Raw genomic sequence first — 17,314 nt, forward strand, 5'->3', positions numbered from 1 at the left:
CCGATGACGCGCAACACCCGAATACTGCTCACCGCACTGGCAATCGCGGTGCTGGCCATCGGCGTCTTCGTGTATCAGTCGACTCGTGATCGCGGCGGTCCGCCACCGGTGGCCGCCGGGGAATCCGGCCAAGTGGTACGTGAGAACAGCCATCGGCTGAACTCCGTTCCCGACAGCGACGTGACATTCGTGGAGTTCCTCGACTTCGAATGCGAAGGTTGTCGCGCGGTGTATCCCTCCATCGAGCAATTGCGGGCTGAGTACGGCGACCGGGTGAACTTCGTCATCCGGTACTTCCCGCTCAGCGCTCACTACAACGCCGAACGAGCGGCACGCGCCGTCGAGGCCGCCGCCCAGCAGGACAAGTTCGAGGCGATGTACAAGAAGATGTACGACGCCCAAGGTCAATGGGGCGAAAAGCAGGATCCGGCGGACGAGGTATTCCGGGGCTTCGCAGCAGAACTCGGTCTCGACATGGCCGCATTCGACAAGTCCTACAGCGACCCGGCCACCGCCGCCCGCGTCCAACTCGATGTGGCCGACGGCCGCGCCCTGGGCGTGCAGGGCACGCCGACGTTCTTTCTCAACGGCGAGCGCATCCAGCCACACAGCTATGACGATCTGACCTCGCTGTTCGACCAGGCGCTGGCCGAATAGAGAGGCCGCGCGGCGCGGTCACGCGCCGAGCAGGATCTGGCTGAGCCGGGTGGTGGTTGCGACGCCGTCGTCGTAGCCGCCCTGCCCGTTGAGCCCGTTCATGATCGCCAACGTGTAGCGCTGATCGGGCCCGGCGAAGCCGACCGAGTTGATGACCCAGCCGCCCTGTTCCTGCGACCACCCGTTCTTGTTGCCGGGGCTCATCGACGGCCCCGCACCCCAGACGCCCCACTGTTGCTCCCCGCCGACCCGTCGCATCTCGGCCACCACCGCGGCCGCATCGGACGGATTCAGTTGGGTCAGTGTGTAGTTCATCAACCGGTCGAGATCATTGGCGGTCGACTTCTGGAAGCCCCAGTAGGGGAACATGTCACCGAACCCCGGTTGCGGCCGAAGGTCGGTCATGCCGTAGCGCGGGAAGCCGGCGTTGAACGCCTTGTGGTCCGCGCCGCCGTAGCGGGTCCACAGCGCATCGGCCGCGTCGTTGTCGGAGTTGCGCAGCATGTTCACCATGAGCTGCCGGTCATTGCCCGACATCCGCAGTGCTCCGGCACGCTCCCGGGTCAGCAGATCGACGACCATGGCCAGCTTGATGGTCGAGGCGGTCCAGATCATCTGGTTCGCATTGGGATTGGCGTACCGTGTGCCTGCGGCGCGATCACGTAGGACATAGCCGACGGTGCCCGGCCGCGACGCCAGGTAGGAATCTGCCGCCGCGATGCGCGAGCGCAGATCACATCCCGTGGCCGCGCAGTCCGCAATGGCCTGCGGTGCAACCACCATTCCCACGACCAGCGCGAGGACGGTGGTGGCGGTCCGCAGCATCGTCATGGCCCCACGGTAACGGGGCCCCGAGGTGGCAAGCTGCTGGCACGCCGTCAGGATGGACGGGCCAAACTTCGCAGTGGCCGAACCTCCGTTGAAACAGCCCAGAACGGTCCGCCGCGACCCGCGTTTGTAACGTGGTGGCGGAGAAACCGGCCGGAAACCGCCCTGACGTTACAAACGCGGGCGGCGTCAATCGCTAAGGGTGATCGCCCTCGTCGGCCTCGTCGCCCTCGGAGACTGAAGCGCCCTCTTCAGCTGCGTCGTCGGCCGCGTCGCCCTCAGAGTCCGAATCATCCGCGTCGGCGTCAGCTTCCTCGGTGTCCGCGACGTCCTCGACTGGAGCGGCATCCTCGCCATCGTCCCCGAACTCGCCGTCCGCATCAGGCTCGGGCTCAGGCTCGGCAACTGCGCGCGGCCAGTAGGTCCGCCACTCGTCCTCGGTGATCGACCCCAGCGGTGTCACGTCGAGTTCCTCGGGAACGTCCTCGCCACGGCGACCCGCCGCGACATCGGACTCCACCACCCGCACGGTATCCATGAACCCCAAAACCGCGCTGCGCAAATCATTCTCGGCATCGGCATCCGCAGAAACCACCACCGAGGTCAGCGCAACCGGCACCAGGTCGCCGGGCAGCCCAGCCTGGGCCACCCGGGCCAGCACTTTCTGCGCCAGTGCCAGAGCTGGTTGCCCCGTGGGCACGTCATCCATCGACGACCCGCGGGCTTTCACCTTCTGTTCCTGTGCCTTGCGCTGCTCCCACTGAGCCAGCTGCTCATCCAGGGAAATCGATTCTCCGGCAAGGACTGCCGGGACCCGGTTACCGAGCTTGCGCACCAGCGAATCGGCGACATCGTCGATGTTGAACGGGTGAACGGGCGCATCCTCGGCGATGCGGGCGTGGAACAACACCTGCAGCAGCACATCGCCGAGTTCCTCGCGCAGCTCGTCGGCATTGCCGCCGCGCACCGCGTCGAAGAGCTCGTAAGTCTCCTCCAGGAGATAGCGACGCAACGAGTCGTGGGTCTGCTCGCTTTCCCACGGCCCGTCGGTACGCAGCTTGTCCATCATCGCCACGGCGTCTACGAGCCGCTCCCCGGCCTGCGCCCGCGGGGCGGCGATCAACCGGTCCCCGGCGGCCAAACGGGCCTTGACCGCGGGATGCTCCGGGTCCGAGGACAGCAGAACGGGAGCATCTTCACCGTCATAGGCCGGTCGCGCCGCCGGCAGCGACCACGGCACCTTGACAGGCATTTCCTCGGTGTACTGGACATCGCCGGTGAGCAGATCGATCGCGTCGACAGGGATCAGCGAAGGGCGGCGCGGGTCGACCAATACGACGGTCATCGAGCTCCACCCCTTCCATTTCGACGAGATTTGCTGATCTCGGTTATACCAACACTGTGCCCGACTTCGACGTACGTCGTGAGCACGGCCAACGCGGCGATTCGCCCGCACCGGGCGGCAGCCACACGGGATGGCCGCCCTGCCCGAAGGCAAGGCGGCCATCATGTCACAGGCCGTGGTTTACGACTCCGGCGGGAACTGGCCCTCCGGGATCACCCAGTGACCCGGCGTCTGGTCGTAGAACGGGTTGGCGACTCCATTCACCGTGGGCAGCGTCTTGAGCTGACCAGGCGCGATTCCGAAGAACGGATTCGCAACGCCGTTGATGGTCGGTGAGTTCGTCAACTGACCCGGCGCGATGTTTCCGTTCGGCTGCCCGAAGAAATTATCTACCTCGGGAAACCTGACGGTCGGAACGTTCACATCGGGAACATTCACCGCCGGCACATTCACATCAGGAACATTCACACTCGGAACGTTCACATCGGGAACATTCACGCTCGGAACGTTCACATCAGGAACATTCACGCTCGGAACGTTCACATCAGGAACATTCACCACCGGCACATTCACATCAGGAGCATTGACGCTCGGAACGTTCACATCAGGAACATTCACCGCCGGCACATTCACATCAGGAGCATTGACGCTCGGAACGTTCACATCAGGAACGTTGACACCCGGCACATACACATTCGGCGTGCCCACATTGGGCACCGCCGGACCGGGAACCGGAGGCGGCGTGGGCACGTTCGGAACGGCCTGCGCCAGGCCTGTACCCAGGCCAAACGCGCCCAATCCCAGTGCTCCGGCCATCGTTGTGGTTACTGCGAACTTCTTGAAGTTCATGGTCACTCCTTCGCCTTGCCTCACCGCGATCTGTCGCCAATAGACGTCAATCGCGTGATGTTCGGTTTGGGAAATTGCATGACCGCCCTATGGCCGACGGTCTCGCCGCCTTCTCTGCAGACGACTACGCAATACCTTGACCCCCCGCATATATGTCGGATCCCCGTGTCGGTGCGTTAACAGCGCTTCGCGGATACGGTGAGGCGCAGACGCCAGAAAGGCGCCGCGACCAGGCAATAAGATGCGAGAAAAAAATTACAGGCCCGCGGTGATGTCGATGCTGCCCTCGGTCTGCCCGTGGAGCACCAACACCAGGCCGGCCACCATGCGGACAATGTCGAGGTCACGTATCCGCGGGGAGCCGATGCCGTCGGTCTCACGCGGGATCGGCACCTGAACCACCGAGGTGGTGGCCCGATAGTGCGCACCCGGGTACATCCGCTTGAGCCGCAACTGCGCGGAATCGGGAAGGACCAGCGGCGACAGTTTGATCGTCGATGCCGACACCGCACCGATCTCGGTGATGCCGTACTCACGGCACAGCAGCCGCAACCGGGCTACCGCCACCAGCCGCTTCACCGGCTCGGGCAACGGGCCGTAACGGTCGACGAGCTCGTCGACCACGGCCTTCACCGCGTCCTCATCCGTCGCCGCCGCGAGCCGCCGGTAGCCCTCCAGTCGCAGCCGATCACTGCCGATGTACTCGGGCGGCAGGTGAGCGTCGACCGGCAGATCGACCCGCACTTCCTTTGGCTCCTCCGCTGTGGCAACGGTTTTCCCGTCGGCAGCAGCTCGGTAGGCCTCGACAGCCTCGCCCACCAGTCGCACATACAGATCGAAGCCCACCCCGGCCACGTGGCCGGACTGCTCGGCGCCGAGCACGTTGCCCGCGCCGCGGATCTCCAGGTCCTTCATGGCCACCGCCATGCCCGCACCCAGCTCGTTGTTCTGCGCGATAGTGGCCAACCGGTCGTAGGCGGTCTCGGTCAGCGGTGAATTGGGCGGGTAGAGCATGTAGGCGTATCCGCGTTCGCGGCTTCGCCCCACCCGGCCACGCAGCTGATGCAGCTGTGACAACCCGAAGGTGTCGGCCCGTTCGACGATCAGCGTGTTGGCGTTGGAGATGTCCAGGCCGGTCTCGACGATCGTGGTGCAGACCAGAATGTCGTACTCGCGGTTCCAGAAGCCCTCGACGGTCTTCTCCAGGGTCTCCTCGTTCATCTGTCCATGCGCGACGACGACCCTGGCTTCGGGCACCATCTGACGAATCCGCGCCGCGGCCTGGTCGATGGTGCGCACCCGGTTGTGGATGTAGAACGCCTGACCATCCCGCAGCAGCTCACGACGCAGCGCCGCGGCCACCTGCTTGTCGTCGTGCGGGCCGACATAGGTCAGCACCGGATAGCGCTCTTCGGGCGGGGTCAGGATTGTCGACATCTCCCGGATGCCGGCCAGGCTCATCTCCAGGGTGCGTGGGATCGGGGTGGCGCTCATCGTGAGCACGTCGACGTGTGTACGCATCGACTTGATGTGCTCTTTGTGTTCGACGCCGAAGCGCTGTTCCTCGTCAACAATGATGAGGCCCAAGTCTTTCCAGGTCACCCCGGTCTGAAGCAGCCGGTGCGTGCCGATCACGACGTCGACCGAACCGTCCTTCATTCCCTCCATGGTGGCCCGCGATTCCGCCGGATCGGTGAACCGCGACAATCCCTTGACCGTCACCGGAAAACCCGCCATCCGGTTGGTGAAGGTCTGCAGATGCTGATCGGCCAACAATGTCGTGGGCACCAGCACAGCAACCTGCTTGCCGTCCTGCACGGCCTTGAACGCCGCCCGCACCGCGATCTCGGTCTTGCCGTAACCCACATCGCCACAGATCACCCGGTCCATCGGAACCGGTTTCTCCATATCGGATTTGACCTCGGTGATCGCGGTCATCTGGTCGATGGTCTCGGTGAAGCCGAACGCATCCTCCATCTCGTTCTGCCATGGAGTGTCCGGACCGAACGCATACCCGGGCGCGGACTGCCGCTTGGCGTACAGCGCGACGAGCTCACTGGCGATCTCCCGAACCGCCTTGCGAGCCTTGGTTTTCGTATTGGCCCAATCGCTGCCGCCGAGCTTCGACAACGACGGCGCTTCACCGCCGACGTAGCGCGACAGCTGATCCAGCGAATCCATCGGCACGTACAGCCGGTCCGATCCGCCACCTCGTTTGGATGACGCGTACTCCAGCACCAGGTACTCACGACGCGCTCCGCCGACCACCCGCTCGGTCATCTCGACGAACTTGCCGATGCCGTGCTGATCGTGCACCACCAGATCGCCGGCGGTCAGCGCCAGCGGATCGACGACGTTACGTCGTTTGGCCGCAAGCTTTCTGCCTTCTGAGGCCGTCACCCGATTACCGGTCAGATCGGTCTCGGTGATGATGACGAGGTTGGCTCCGGGCAGGATCACACCGTCGTGCAACGGCCCCTTGAGCACCCCGACCACACCGGCCTTGGGTGCCGTCCCCGGTTCCAACATGCCTGCAGGCGTGTCGGAATCGCCGAGCTGCTCCACCACGCGGTGCGCCGTACCGGCGCCCGGGGTGACCACCGCGGCGTAGCCACCGGTGGCCACGTGGGCGCGCAGCATCGCGAAGATCTCTTCAAGGCTCTGCTGGCTGCGGGCCGATGGAGACGGCCGCAGGTCGAGTTCGGTGGCCTTGCCGTCGGGCAGCTGGCTCAGCGTCCACCACGGATGACCGCCGGCCACGGAATCCTCACGGGCCTGCTCGAACGGGACGAACCCGGACGCACCCAGCGCCTCGAGGTCGATGGGGGCATCCCCGCCGACGGCAGCCGTCGACCACGACGCCTCCAGGAATTCCTGGCCCGTCTTGATCAGGTCCGCGGCCCGGGTCCGCACCTTCTCCGGGTCGCACAACAACACCGGGGCACCCTCGGGGAGGTGGTGCGTCAGCGTCGTCGGCTGCACCGGATGCAGCAACGGCAGCAGGGCCTCCATCCCGTCGACCGGGATGCCTTCGGCGAGCTTGGCCAGCATGTCGGGCACGCTGCCCGGCACGCTGTTCTCGTGCGTGGGGTGTTCTTGAGAAAGCACCGCAGCACGGCGGCGCACATCCGGCGTCATCAGCAGTTCGCGGCATGGCACTGCGACGACGTCGTGCACCGGGATCTCGGGGATCGAACGCTGGTCGGCGATCGAGAACATCCGCATCTCGGAGATCTCGTCGCCCCAGAACTCGACACGAACCGGATGCTCGGCAGTGGGCGCGAAGATGTCGAGGATGCCACCGCGCACGGCGAACTCCCCGCGTTTGCCGACCATGTCGACGCGGGTGTAGGCCAGGTCGACCAGGCGGGCGACGACGGCCTCGAACTCGGCCTCCGCACCGACGGTGAGCGTGACCGGCTCGGTATCCACCACGTCGGGGGCCATCGGCTGCAGCAGCGAACGCGTGGTGGTGACCACCACCCGCAGCGGCGGCCCCAGCGTCTCGTCCTCGGGATGAGCCAACCGGCGCAGCAGCAACAATCGGGCAGCGACGGTCTCGACCCCCGGGGACAACCGCTCGTGCGGCAGCGTCTCCCAGGAGGGGAACAGTGCGACGGCATCGCCGACGACGCCTCGCAACTCGGCGGTCAGATCGTCGGCCTCGCGCCCAGTGGCAGCCACCACCAGCAACGGGCCCTGCTGGGCCAGCCCGGCAGCCACCAGCACGCGGGCGCTGGCCGGCCCGACGAGCGCGAGATCAGCGGGCCGGTCGGCGGCGCGGCGAAGGACGTCCTGCAGAGACGGATCGGTTAATGCCAGCTCGACGAGACCCGCGATCGGGGTCTGGACATGGTTGTGCCCCGGTGCGGTCATGATGGCGCCATTCTACGGGGCCGGGAATTCGGCTCCGCCCCGCTCTGTCCGGGGAGATCATGGACCGATGAAGCGGTGGGCGGCGGCGCTCGCGGTCGTGCTGACGGTGGCGCTCGCGATCATCTGGCTGACCGGCCGGCACTCGTCGGAATCCACGCACGAGGCAGTACCGACGCACCTCGGACCGGACGGCGTCCCCGACTTCGCCGCCTACCCCGCCGTCGATCCGACGCAGTATGTCCTGCGTGAAGGCCAGGGATTTCCGGTCCAGGGATTTCGCACCCCCGACGGCTTCGCCTGCATGACCACCCAGCACCGCGCGATGTACGCACTGGATTGCCGTGGCCCCTTCGTCGGAGCGCCCAACGATGCCAACCTGGCGCACCTGTTCAGTTACGGCACGACCAACGGCGCGATACCGATGAGCTTCACCCGTACCGCAGAGCCGCTCAGCCCGGTCGACGGCCTCACCGCGGACGAAGCCCCGATGCTCCCGGCCGGCCAACGCTTCGACGCGGGCAACGCCACCTGCGTGCACACCGACGACATCCTGCTCGCCTGCCGGATGGCCGATCCCGTCAAAGGCAACGGGTTCATCGCGACGGCGACGGAGACGAAGTCCTTCGGCAGGGCCTGAACACGTCAGGATCGGCCCCGGTGACGTCAAGGAAACGTCAAGCTTGCTGACAGCTCCGCTGCCACGGCCCACGGTGGAGTCATGACCCTGCTGGACATCCTGCCCTCACTTCGCGACACCACCCGACCGCGGCTCGACCCGAACATCTGGCCACTGACGACGGGTGTCGACGAGTTGGGTCGGATCACTGTGGGCCGGGTGGCGCTGGCCGACATCGCCGACGAGTACCGCACCCCGGCCTATGTTCTGGACGAAACCGATTTCCGCACCCGTGCCCGACGCTACCGCGCCGCCCTCGGTCAGACCGAGGTGGTCTACGCCGGCAAGTCATTGTTGACCACGGCCGTCGCTCGCTGGGCCGCCGAGGAGGGCCTCGGAGTGGATGTCTGCTCTGCGGCCGAACTCGCGACAGCCCTGGCCGGCGGGGTCGACCCGACGCGCATCGTGCTGCACGGCAACGCGAAGTCGTGTGACGAGCTGCGCGATGCCATCGACGTCGGGGTGGGCCGGATCGTGATCGACTCGCCGATGGAGATCACCTACCTCGCCGGGTTGGTGCGCCGGCCGCAGCCGGTACTGATCCGGGTCACCCCCGACATCGACATTCACGGGCACCGGGCGGTCACCACGGGCGTGACCGATCAGAAGTTCGGCTTCGCTCTGGCCGACCGCCGGGCTGCCCGCGCCGCGGCCCGCATTCTGGCCACCCCGAACCTCGATCTGGTTGGCTTGCACTGCCATATCGGTTCACAGATCACCGATCCCGCCCCCTACGGAGTGGCGGTGCGGCGCCTGATCGGCGCCATGGCAGACATCCGTGCCGAACACGGCCTGGTGCTGACCGAGCTCAACATCGGTGGCGGCCACGGGGTTCCATACGTCCGCGGGGACGTGGCTCTCGACATCGGTGCGTTCGCCACCGTCGTCGACGACGAGCTGACCGCGGCGTGTGCGGCCGAACGCTTTCCGCGGCCACGTCTGGTCGTCGAGCCTGGCCGGGCCATCAGTGCACGAGCGGGGGTGACGCTGTACCGGGTTCACGGGGTGAAGACCCAGCCGGGCGGCCGCACGTTCGTCGCGGTGGACGGCGGCATGAGCGACAACCCGCGGGTCGCCCTGTATGGAGCGAAATACACCGTGGCCCTGGCGAATCGCCACCCGCTGGGACCGACGATGGTGGCCACGGTGGTGGGCCGCCATTGCGAGTCGGGCGACGAGATCGTGCGCGATGTGGAACTGCCCGCGGACATCCATGCCGGTGACCTGCTGGCCGTGGCCTGCACCGGCGCCTACCAACACAGCATGGCCTCGACCTACAACATGGTCGGGCGGCCTCCGGTGGTATCGGTGCGCGACGGCGCCGCGCGGATGCTGGTACGCCGGGAGACGACGGCGGATCTGCTATCGCGGGACTTGGGATGAGCGCTCGCGCGAAGACCCGGCAGCTACATTGAACCATCCTGCTCGACAGCGTCTTTGATCCTGGCAAGCCGGCGTTCCCAGCCCGCCGCGATGCCGTCGAGCCGCCGCGCCACCTCACTGAGCCGAGCCCCCACCGTCTCGTACCTGATCTCCCTCCCGACCCGGGTGGCCACCACCAGGCCGACATCGGTGAGCACTCTCAGGTGTTTGGCGATGGCCTGGCGGCTGATCGGGAGCTCGTCTGCCAGCCCTGACGCCGACGCGGGCCGGTGCCCCAGGGCAACCAGAACCTGCCACCGACTGTCATCGGCAAGCGCAGCGAAAACCTCGACCGGCGAGGCGTTCTCAGGCATCGGCGGCGGCCCCCACCAGGTACTTCTGGGCGAGGCCGAGCTCAAGCGGCCAGCCGCCGCTGTGGTCGTCGAACCGGGAGCGGCGGTCGGCCTCGGGCTCGTTGAGCGAGGCGAACCCACTCTCGACAACCCGGAGCACCACGCCGGATGGTGCCGGGGTGATCCAGAATTCGACGAGGGTGGATGAGCTGTCGAGGTCATCGGCGTCGATGTGCCACCGGAAGGCTGCATAATGCGGCTCATCGAGTGTGACGGTTCGCAAGGCGAACTTCCCGTGTGTGGGGTCGGTGACGATCGCGACGTCGCCGTCACGATCGATCTGATGTTCGGTGATCCGTTCTTCGTTGATGTACCAGCCGGGTTCGCTCACCAGGTCCCAAACGCGTTGCGCCGGTGCGTCGATGGCGATCTCGCGCTCGATGCGGTCGAAGTCCGTGGTCATGTCAGGGTTCCTCTCTTGGCGGAATTGCTGCAACCCAAGAGTTGCACATCAGAACCCGTTGCTGCAACCTCAAGGTTGCAGTTTGTACGAGCGAACCGCTGACCTACTCCTCGTGCAGGATCGGGTCGGACTCCAGATGCGTCAGCCCGTTCCACATCAGGTTGACCACATGCGCGGCCACCACTTCTTTCTTCGGCTCGCGGACGTCGAGCCACCACTGCGCGGTCATCGACACCGAACCGACCAGCGCCTGGGCGTACAGCGGCGCCAGGTCCGGGTCAAGTCCCCGACGGGAGAAATCCCCGGCCAGAATCGAGGACACCTGGTTGACCGCATCGTTGAGCAGCGTCGAGTACGTACCCGAGGTGATCGCCGCCGGCGAGTCCCGGATCAGGATGCGAAAACCGTCGGTGCGCTCCTCGACATAGGTCAGCAGCGCCAGCGCCACCCGCTCGACCCGCGTCCGCGACCGGTTGTTGGTGAGCGACGAGGTGATCCCGTCCAGCAGGGCCGACATCTCCCGGTCGACGACGACGGCGTACAGACCTTCCTTGCCGCCGAAGTGCTCGTAGACCACGGGTTTGGAGACATTGGCGCGCTGGGCGATCTCCTCGATCGACGTCCCCTCATAGCCCCGCTCGGCAAAGAGCGACTTGGCGATCTCAATGAGCTGTTGTCGCCGTTCGCTGCCGGTCATCCGGGCCCGGGGGGCCCTGACTTCCTTGTCGGGTGCTGCCACGCATATCAGGCTAGACCGTTCGACTAGAGTCTCTTCCGAACATTCCGTCGTGGTGTAATCGGCAGCACCTCTGATTTTGGTTCAGATAGTTCAGGTTCGAGTCCTGGCGACGGAGCTCACGATCCCGGCGAGCGACCGCAAAATGACACAGTTGGCGGCGTGCCAGCACGGATGCTGGGGGCACCTCCCGCTTGCGGGGGAGGTCGCCCGGCAGAGAAGGGGATGATGGTGTCGACCACCGAAGCCGCAGTCGTCGTACTGGCAGCAGGTGCCGGGACCCGAATGCGCTCGGACACCCCCAAGGTGCTGCACACCCTGGCCGGCCGCAGCATGCTGAGCCACGCGGTCCACACCGTGGCCAACGCCGCCGCCCAGCATCTTGTCGTCGTTCTCGGCCACGACCGGGAGCGCATCGCCCCCGCGGTCGGCGAACTGGCCGACAAGCTGGGCCGCACCATCGACGTCGCCATCCAGGACCAGCAACTGGGCACCGGTCACGCCGTCGCCTGCGGCCTCAGCTCACTGCCCGACGAATTTGCCGGCACGGTCGTGGTGACCTCCGGCGACGTCCCACTACTCGATGCCGACACCCTGGCCGGGCTCATCGAAACCCACAGCGCCGCGACCGCCGCCGCCACCGTGGTGACCACCACCGTGCCCGACCCCACCGGCTACGGTCGCATCCTGCGCACCCAGGACAACGAGGTCATCGGCATCGTCGAGCAGGCCGACGCCACCGAGTCGCAACGGGCCATCCGGGAGATCAACGCCGGGGTGTACGCATTCGACATCGCCGACCTGCGCTCGGCGCTGAGCCGGTTGAGCTCGAACAACGCGCAGCAGGAGCTGTACCTGACGGACGTCATCGCGATCGTGCGCCAGGACGGCCGGACGGTACGGGCCATGCACGTCGACGACAGCGCCCTCGTCGCCGGCGTCAACGACCGGGTGCAGCTCTCCGATCTGGGCGCCGAACTCAACCGCCGCATCGTGGCCGGCCACCAGCGCGCCGGCGTGACGATCGTCGACCCCGCCACCACGTGGATCGACGTCGACGTGGCCATCGGCCGCGACACCGTCGTCCGCCCCGGCACCCAGCTCCTGGGGACGACCGAGATCGGCGCCGGCTGCGAGATCGGCCCGGACTCCACCCTGACCGACGTCGAGGTGGGCGACGGCGCATCGGTGGTGCGCACGCACGCCCAGCTCGCCGTGATCGGCGCGGGCGCAACCGTCGGCCCCTTCGCCTATCTGCGCCCAGGCACGATCCTCGGAGCCGAATCGAAGCTCGGCGCGTTCGTCGAGTCGAAGAATTCGACCATCGGCGCGGGCACCAAGGTGCCGCACCTGACCTACGTCGGCGATGCGGACATCGGCGACCACAGCAACATCGGGGCGTCCAGCGTCTTCGTCAACTACGACGGCGAGAACAAGCACCGGACCACCATCGGCTCCCATGTGCGCACCGGCTCCGACACGATGTTCATCGCGCCGGTCTCCGTCGGCGACGGTGCCTACACCGGGGCCGGCACCGTGCTCCGCGACGACGTCCCACCCGGCGCCTTGGCGGTCTCGGACAACGCCCAGCGCACCATCGAGGGCTGGGTCGAACGCAAGCGCCCGGGCTCGGCCGCTGCCGAAGCCGCCCGCAAGGCCCGCGCCGCCGAAGACTGACACATCTGCGCCTCGGATCGCAGTCACTATCGAGCAGCAATCCGAGGCATAGGCGGTCGCCCGCGGACGCCTTGCTCCCCACCCAGCTCGGTGCCGTTGGGAAGTTTCGTGTTGGCAATCTGGTAACCCGGCTACGAACTACCAGAAACGCTACGTACGATTGCTCCGTATCGATCCCCAACCGCGAAGGCAGCGAAGTGGCCACGGACTGGACCGACAATCGAAAAAACCTGATGCTGTTCTCGGGGCGCGCGCATCCGGAGCTGGCGGAGCAGGTGGCCAAGGAGCTCGGGGTCGAGGTGACCGCGCAAACCGCGCGGGACTTCGCCAACGGCGAGATCTTCGTCCGGTTCGATGAATCTGTGCGTGGTTGCGACGCGTTCGTCCTGCAGAGCCACCCCGCACCGCTGAACCAGTGGCTCATGGAACAGCTCATCATGATCGACGCGCTCAAGCGCGGCAGCGCCAAGCGCATCACCGCGATCCTGCCGTTCTATCCCTACGCACGGCAGGACAAGAAGCACCGCGGCCGCGAGCCCATCTCGGCCCGCCTGGTCGCCGACCTGCTCAAGACCGCAGGTGCCGACCGCATCGTCTCGGTCGACCTGCACACCGATCAGATCCAGGGCTTTTTCGACGGTCCCGTCGACCACATGCGCGGTCAGTCACTGCTGTGCGGCTACATCGCCGACAAGTACGCCGGCACCGACATGGTGGTCGTCTCTCCCGACTCGGGCCGCGTGCGTGTCGCCGAGAAGTGGGCCGACTCCCTGGGCGGCGTCCCGCTGGCCTTCATCCACAAGACCCGTGACCCGCTGGTGCCCAACCAGGTCAAGGCCAACCGGGTCGTCGGTGACGTCAAGGGGCGGACCTGCATCCTCACCGACGACATGATCGACACCGGCGGCACCATCGCCGGCGCGGTCAAGCTGCTCCGCGAGGACGGCGCCAAAGACGTCATCATCGCCGCGACTCACGGCGTGCTCTCCGATCCGGCCGCCCAGCGCCTGGCTGACTGCGGTGCCCGCGAGGTGATCGTCACCAACACGCTGCCGATCACCGAGGACAAGCAGTTCCCGCAGCTGACCGTGCTGTCCATCGCCCCGCTGCTGGCCAGCACCATCCGCGCGGTGTTCGACAACGGTTCGGTCACCGGACTGTTCGACGGGTCGGCCTAGCGTGCCGGCACGGATCTACCACAACCCCAAGTGCTCCACCTCTCGTAAGACGCTGGATCTGTTGCGCGAGAACGGGATCGAGCCCGAGGTGGTGCAGTACCTGAAGACGCCGCCGACGCGTGACGAGATCGCCGCGCTGATCAAAGCTGCGGGGATCGACGTGCGCACCGCGGTGCGCAAACGTGAATCCCTGTACGCCGAACTGGGTTTGGCCGATGCGTCCGACGACGAACTGCTCGATGCGATGGCCCAGAACCCGATCCTGATCGAGCGCCCGTTCGTCGTCACCGACAACGGCACCCGGCTGGCCCGGCCGATCGATTCGGTGCGCGAGATTCTGTGAAGCGGCTGCTCGCCACGGCCGGCGCGCTGGCGGTGCTCGTCACCGGTTGCGGCGCCGAAACGCCTGATTACAAGTCGATCTGGACGACGAGCTCGACGACCCCCGCTGCCCCCGCCGACAACCAGCCGGTGCCGCTGTGGCAGTACCTGGAAGACTCCGGCGTGGTCGGTGAGCCCATCGCACCCGAGAAGATCCCGCATCTGACGGTGACCATGCCGAGCCCCCCGGGCTGGCATCCCTACAACAATCCGAACCTGGCCCCGGGCACCCGGATGATCGCCAAGGGCAACACCTACCCCACCGCGATGATGCTGGCGTTCACCTTGCACGGTGATTTCGATGTGCCCAAGGCCCTCAAAGACCACGGGTACGCCGATGCCCAGTTGTCGGAGAACTTCAAGCAGCTCAATGCTTCCAACGCGGACTGGAAGGGCTTCCCGTCGGCGATGATCGAGGGCAGCTACGACCTCAACGGCAAGCGCATGCAGAGCTACAACCGCGTCATCATCGCCAACGATGGGTTACAGCCCCCGCAGCGGTACCTCATCCAGCTGACCGTCACCACCTACGCCGACGAAGCTGCGGCACAGGGACCGGACATCGAATCGATCATCGCGGGCTTCAACATCGCGAAGAAGTGATCGGGCCGCCCGTAGGGTGGTCAGCATGAGTGGATGGACCAGCGCCGACCTGCCCTCGTTCTCCGGCCGCAGGGTGATCGTCACCGGCGCCAACAGCGGGCTGGGGCTCGTCACCGCCCGTGAGCTCGCCCGCGTCGGCGCCAAGGTGACCGTTGCCGTCCGCAACCTGGAAAAGGGCACCGCGGCCGCCGAGACGATGACCGGCGGGCAGGTGGAGGTGCGCAAACTCGACCTGCAGAACCTGGCCTCGGTCCGCGAGTTCGCCGACACTGTCGAAAGCGTCGACGTGCTGGTCAACAATGCCGGCATCATGGCGGTCCCGCTGAGCCGGACCGTCGACGGCTTCGAGAGCCAGATCGGCACCAATCACCTCGGGCATTTCGCGCTGACCAATCTGCTGCTGCCCAAGATCACCGACCGCGTGGTCACGGTGTCGTCGCTGATGCACCTGTTCGGGCAGGTCAATCTGCGGGATCTCAACTGGAAGTCCCGGCCGTACTCGGCCTGGCTGGCCTACGGGCAGTCCAAACTGGCCAACCTGATGTTCACCTCCGAGTTGCAGCGCCGCCTGACCGTGTCGGGATCGCAGGTGCGCGCACTGGCCGCTCACCCCGGCTATTCGGCCACCAACCTGCAGGGCCAGAGCGGCAACAAGTTCGGTGCCCGCATGATGGCCGTCGCCAACCGGGTATTCGCCAGCGAGCCGTCGTTCGGCGCCCGCCAGACGCTCTATGCGGTGTCCCAGGATGTTCCCGGCGACAGCTTCATCGGGCCGCGGTTCGGCCAGTTCGGCCCCAGCCAACCGGTGGGGCGCAGCCCGCTGGCCCGGCGGGTGGACACCCAGAAAGGGCTGTGGGACCTGTCCGAGCAGCTCACCGACACGGCATACCCGCTGTAAGGCCCAGCTCGGATTTTTGGTGGCGGCCCCGTCTTTGCTACCCTGACCTGGCGTCACGGCGAGGGTGGACCTTTGGGGCCACCGTTATCGGCGGGAACTTCTTCAAGTGTTGCGACCCTTGCCGTGCTGACGATCTGACCGCAGTACCGCAATTTAGAGGAGCAACATCATGGCCAAGACCGCCGCCAAGAACATCCCCAACAAGCTGACAGCGACGGTGCGCACCCGCACCGGCAAGGGCGCCTCACGCCAGGCCCGCCGCGACGGCAACGTGCCCACCGTTCTGTACGGCCACGGCACCGACCCCCAGCACCTAGAGATCAACGCCCGCGAGTTCGCCGCCGTGCTGCGCCACTCGGGCACCAACGCCGTGCTCACCCTCGACATCGAGGGCAAGGAGCAGCTGGCCCTGACCAAGGCGCTGGACATCCACCCGATCCGCCGCAACATCCAGCACGCCGACCTGCTCGTCGTGCGCCGTGGCGAGAAGGTCACCGTCGAGGTCACCGTCACCATCGAGGGCGACGCCGTCCCGGGCGCCCTGGTCACCCAGGACACCAACACCATCGAGATCGAGGCCGAGGCCCTGTCGATCCCCGAGCACCTGACCGTGTCGATCGAGGGCGTCGAGACCGGCACCCAGATCCTGGCCGGCCAGATCGAGCTGCCCGCCGGCGTTTCGCTGGTGTCGGATCCCGAGCTGCTCGTGGTCAACGTCGTCGAGGCCCCGAGCGCTGAGGACCTCGAGTCCGAGGGCGCCGGCGAGGCTGCCGCCGAGGCCCCGGCCGAGGAGCCGGCCGCCGAGGCTGCCGAAGCCGCCGAGTAAGTACCCCTTTCGATGGCCGAGCCGCTGCTGGTGGTGGGCCTGGGTAATCCCGGGCCCGCCTACGCCAAGACCCGGCACAATGTCGGGTTCATGGTGGCCGATGTACTGGCCGCCCGCATCGGCTCGGCCTTCAAGGTGCACAAGAAGTCCGGCGCCGAGGTGATCACCGGCAGGCTCGCAGGAGCCCCGGTGGTACTGGCCAAACCTCGGTGCTACATGAACGAGTCCGGCCGTCAGGTCGGGCCGTTGGCCAAGTTCTACTCGGTGCCACCGGGCCGCATCGTGGTCATCCACGACGAACTCGACATCGACTTCGGCCGGATCCGGCTCAAGGTCGGAGGCGGCGAAGGCGGGCACAACGGATTACGGTCGGTCGCGTCGGCATTGGGCAGCAAGGACTTTCAGCGGGTCCGCATCGGAGTGGGCCGCCCGCCGGGCCGTAAGGATCCGGCGGCGTTCGTGCTGGAGGCCTTCACTGCCGCCGAACGCACCGAGCTGCCGACGATCTGCGAGCAGGCCGCCGATGCCACCGAGCTGTTGATCGCCCAGGGCCTGGAGCCCGCCCAGAACACCGTTCACGCCTGGTGATTCGCTGCGGGCTTCCTC

Annotated in this window: 17 protein-coding genes and 1 tRNA gene; 11 read left to right on the top strand and 7 right to left on the bottom strand. The window is 66.5% G+C overall.

Annotation, left to right across the window (positions count from 1 at the left end):
• Nucleotides 1-3: 3 nt before the first annotated feature.
• The gene (locus AC4ELS_RS11000) at nt 4-657 is read left to right on the top strand and encodes a DsbA family protein (RefSeq protein ID WP_499047364.1); all 654 of its coding nucleotides are present in this window, start codon (nt 4-6) and stop codon (nt 655-657) included.
• Nucleotides 658-675: 18 nt separating this feature from the next.
• Here the strand turns inward: AC4ELS_RS11000 and AC4ELS_RS11005 are convergent, their stop codons facing one another.
• The 4 genes from AC4ELS_RS11005 to mfd form a co-directional block, all read right to left on the bottom strand.
• Nucleotides 676-1,488, bottom strand: a complete 813-nt coding sequence (locus AC4ELS_RS11005) for a serine hydrolase (protein WP_499047367.1) — start codon at nt 1,486-1,488, stop codon at nt 676-678.
• Between the two features lie 193 nt (nt 1,489-1,681).
• Nucleotides 1,682-2,830, bottom strand: a complete 1,149-nt coding sequence (locus AC4ELS_RS11010; protein WP_499047370.1) for a nucleoside triphosphate pyrophosphohydrolase — start codon at nt 2,828-2,830, stop codon at nt 1,682-1,684.
• A 180-nt stretch (nt 2,831-3,010) separates the two neighbouring features.
• Nucleotides 3,011-3,679, bottom strand: a complete 669-nt coding sequence (locus AC4ELS_RS11015) for a hypothetical protein (RefSeq protein ID WP_499047373.1) — start codon at nt 3,677-3,679, stop codon at nt 3,011-3,013.
• A gap of 255 nt (nt 3,680-3,934) precedes the next feature.
• Nucleotides 3,935-7,555: a transcription-repair coupling factor gene (gene mfd / locus AC4ELS_RS11020; protein ID WP_499047376.1), complete on the bottom strand. Its 3,621-nt coding sequence runs from the start codon at nt 7,553-7,555 to the stop codon at nt 3,935-3,937.
• Between the two features lie 67 nt (nt 7,556-7,622).
• Between mfd and AC4ELS_RS11025 the strand changes: the two genes are divergently transcribed.
• The gene (locus AC4ELS_RS11025; RefSeq protein ID WP_499047379.1) at nt 7,623-8,192 is read left to right on the top strand and encodes a hypothetical protein; all 570 of its coding nucleotides are present in this window, start codon (nt 7,623-7,625) and stop codon (nt 8,190-8,192) included.
• Nucleotides 8,193-8,273: 81 nt separating this feature from the next.
• Complete coding sequence (lysA, locus tag AC4ELS_RS11030; RefSeq protein WP_448442059.1) at nt 8,274-9,614, top strand: diaminopimelate decarboxylase; 1,341 nt, start codon at nt 8,274-8,276, stop codon at nt 9,612-9,614.
• Between the two features lie 23 nt (nt 9,615-9,637).
• On the opposite strand, the gene AC4ELS_RS11035 is transcribed toward lysA, so the two are convergent.
• The 3 genes from AC4ELS_RS11035 to AC4ELS_RS11045 all read right to left on the bottom strand — a co-directional run bounded on the left by AC4ELS_RS11035 (nt 9,638) and on the right by AC4ELS_RS11045 (nt 11,106).
• Nucleotides 9,638-9,967: an ArsR/SmtB family transcription factor gene (locus AC4ELS_RS11035; protein ID WP_499047382.1), complete on the bottom strand. Its 330-nt coding sequence runs from the start codon at nt 9,965-9,967 to the stop codon at nt 9,638-9,640.
• Entirely contained in the window at nt 9,960-10,409 is a 450-nt protein-coding gene (locus tag AC4ELS_RS11040) for an SRPBCC domain-containing protein (protein WP_448442055.1), read from the bottom strand. Before AC4ELS_RS11040 ends, AC4ELS_RS11035 begins: the two co-directional genes overlap by 8 nt.
• Before the next feature lie 103 nt (nt 10,410-10,512).
• Nucleotides 10,513-11,106, bottom strand: coding sequence for a TetR/AcrR family transcriptional regulator (locus AC4ELS_RS11045; protein WP_064887098.1), 594 nt, complete (start codon nt 11,104-11,106; stop codon nt 10,513-10,515).
• Between the two features lie 85 nt (nt 11,107-11,191).
• Between AC4ELS_RS11045 and AC4ELS_RS11050 the strand changes: the two genes are divergently transcribed.
• From AC4ELS_RS11050 to pth, 8 genes are all read left to right on the top strand, one after another.
• Nucleotides 11,192-11,263 (top strand) — tRNA-Gln (locus AC4ELS_RS11050).
• Between the two features lie 110 nt (nt 11,264-11,373).
• Nucleotides 11,374-12,822 carry a bifunctional UDP-N-acetylglucosamine diphosphorylase/glucosamine-1-phosphate N-acetyltransferase GlmU gene (gene glmU / locus AC4ELS_RS11055; protein ID WP_499047385.1) on the top strand — a complete coding sequence of 483 codons (1,449 nt, stop codon included), beginning with the start codon at nt 11,374-11,376 and terminating at the stop codon, nt 12,820-12,822.
• 197 nt (nt 12,823-13,019) lie between these two features.
• Nucleotides 13,020-14,000 (top strand): ribose-phosphate diphosphokinase, encoded by a 981-nt coding sequence (locus tag AC4ELS_RS11060; RefSeq protein WP_448442051.1) that lies wholly within the window; start codon nt 13,020-13,022, stop codon nt 13,998-14,000.
• Nucleotide 14,001: 1 nt separating this feature from the next.
• Complete coding sequence (gene arsC / locus AC4ELS_RS11065; RefSeq protein WP_064887096.1) at nt 14,002-14,343, top strand: arsenate reductase (glutaredoxin); 342 nt, start codon at nt 14,002-14,004, stop codon at nt 14,341-14,343.
• On the top strand, nt 14,340-14,984 hold the full coding sequence (locus AC4ELS_RS11070) for an LpqN/LpqT family lipoprotein (protein WP_064887095.1): 645 nt from the start codon (nt 14,340-14,342) through the stop codon (nt 14,982-14,984). Before arsC ends, AC4ELS_RS11070 begins: the two co-directional genes overlap by 4 nt.
• Nucleotides 14,985-15,009: 25 nt before the next feature.
• Nucleotides 15,010-15,882: an oxidoreductase gene (locus AC4ELS_RS11075; protein ID WP_448442048.1), complete on the top strand. Its 873-nt coding sequence runs from the start codon at nt 15,010-15,012 to the stop codon at nt 15,880-15,882.
• A gap of 169 nt (nt 15,883-16,051) precedes the next feature.
• A complete protein-coding gene (locus AC4ELS_RS11080) occupies nt 16,052-16,708 on the top strand; it encodes a 50S ribosomal protein L25/general stress protein Ctc (RefSeq protein ID WP_064959731.1) in 657 nt (218 codons plus the stop codon).
• A 12-nt stretch (nt 16,709-16,720) separates the two neighbouring features.
• Nucleotides 16,721-17,296, top strand: coding sequence for an aminoacyl-tRNA hydrolase (gene pth, locus AC4ELS_RS11085; RefSeq protein WP_064931770.1), 576 nt, complete (start codon nt 16,721-16,723; stop codon nt 17,294-17,296).
• Nucleotides 17,297-17,314: the final 18 nt, after the last annotated feature.

The organism is Mycobacterium shunyiense (genome assembly GCF_058270035.1).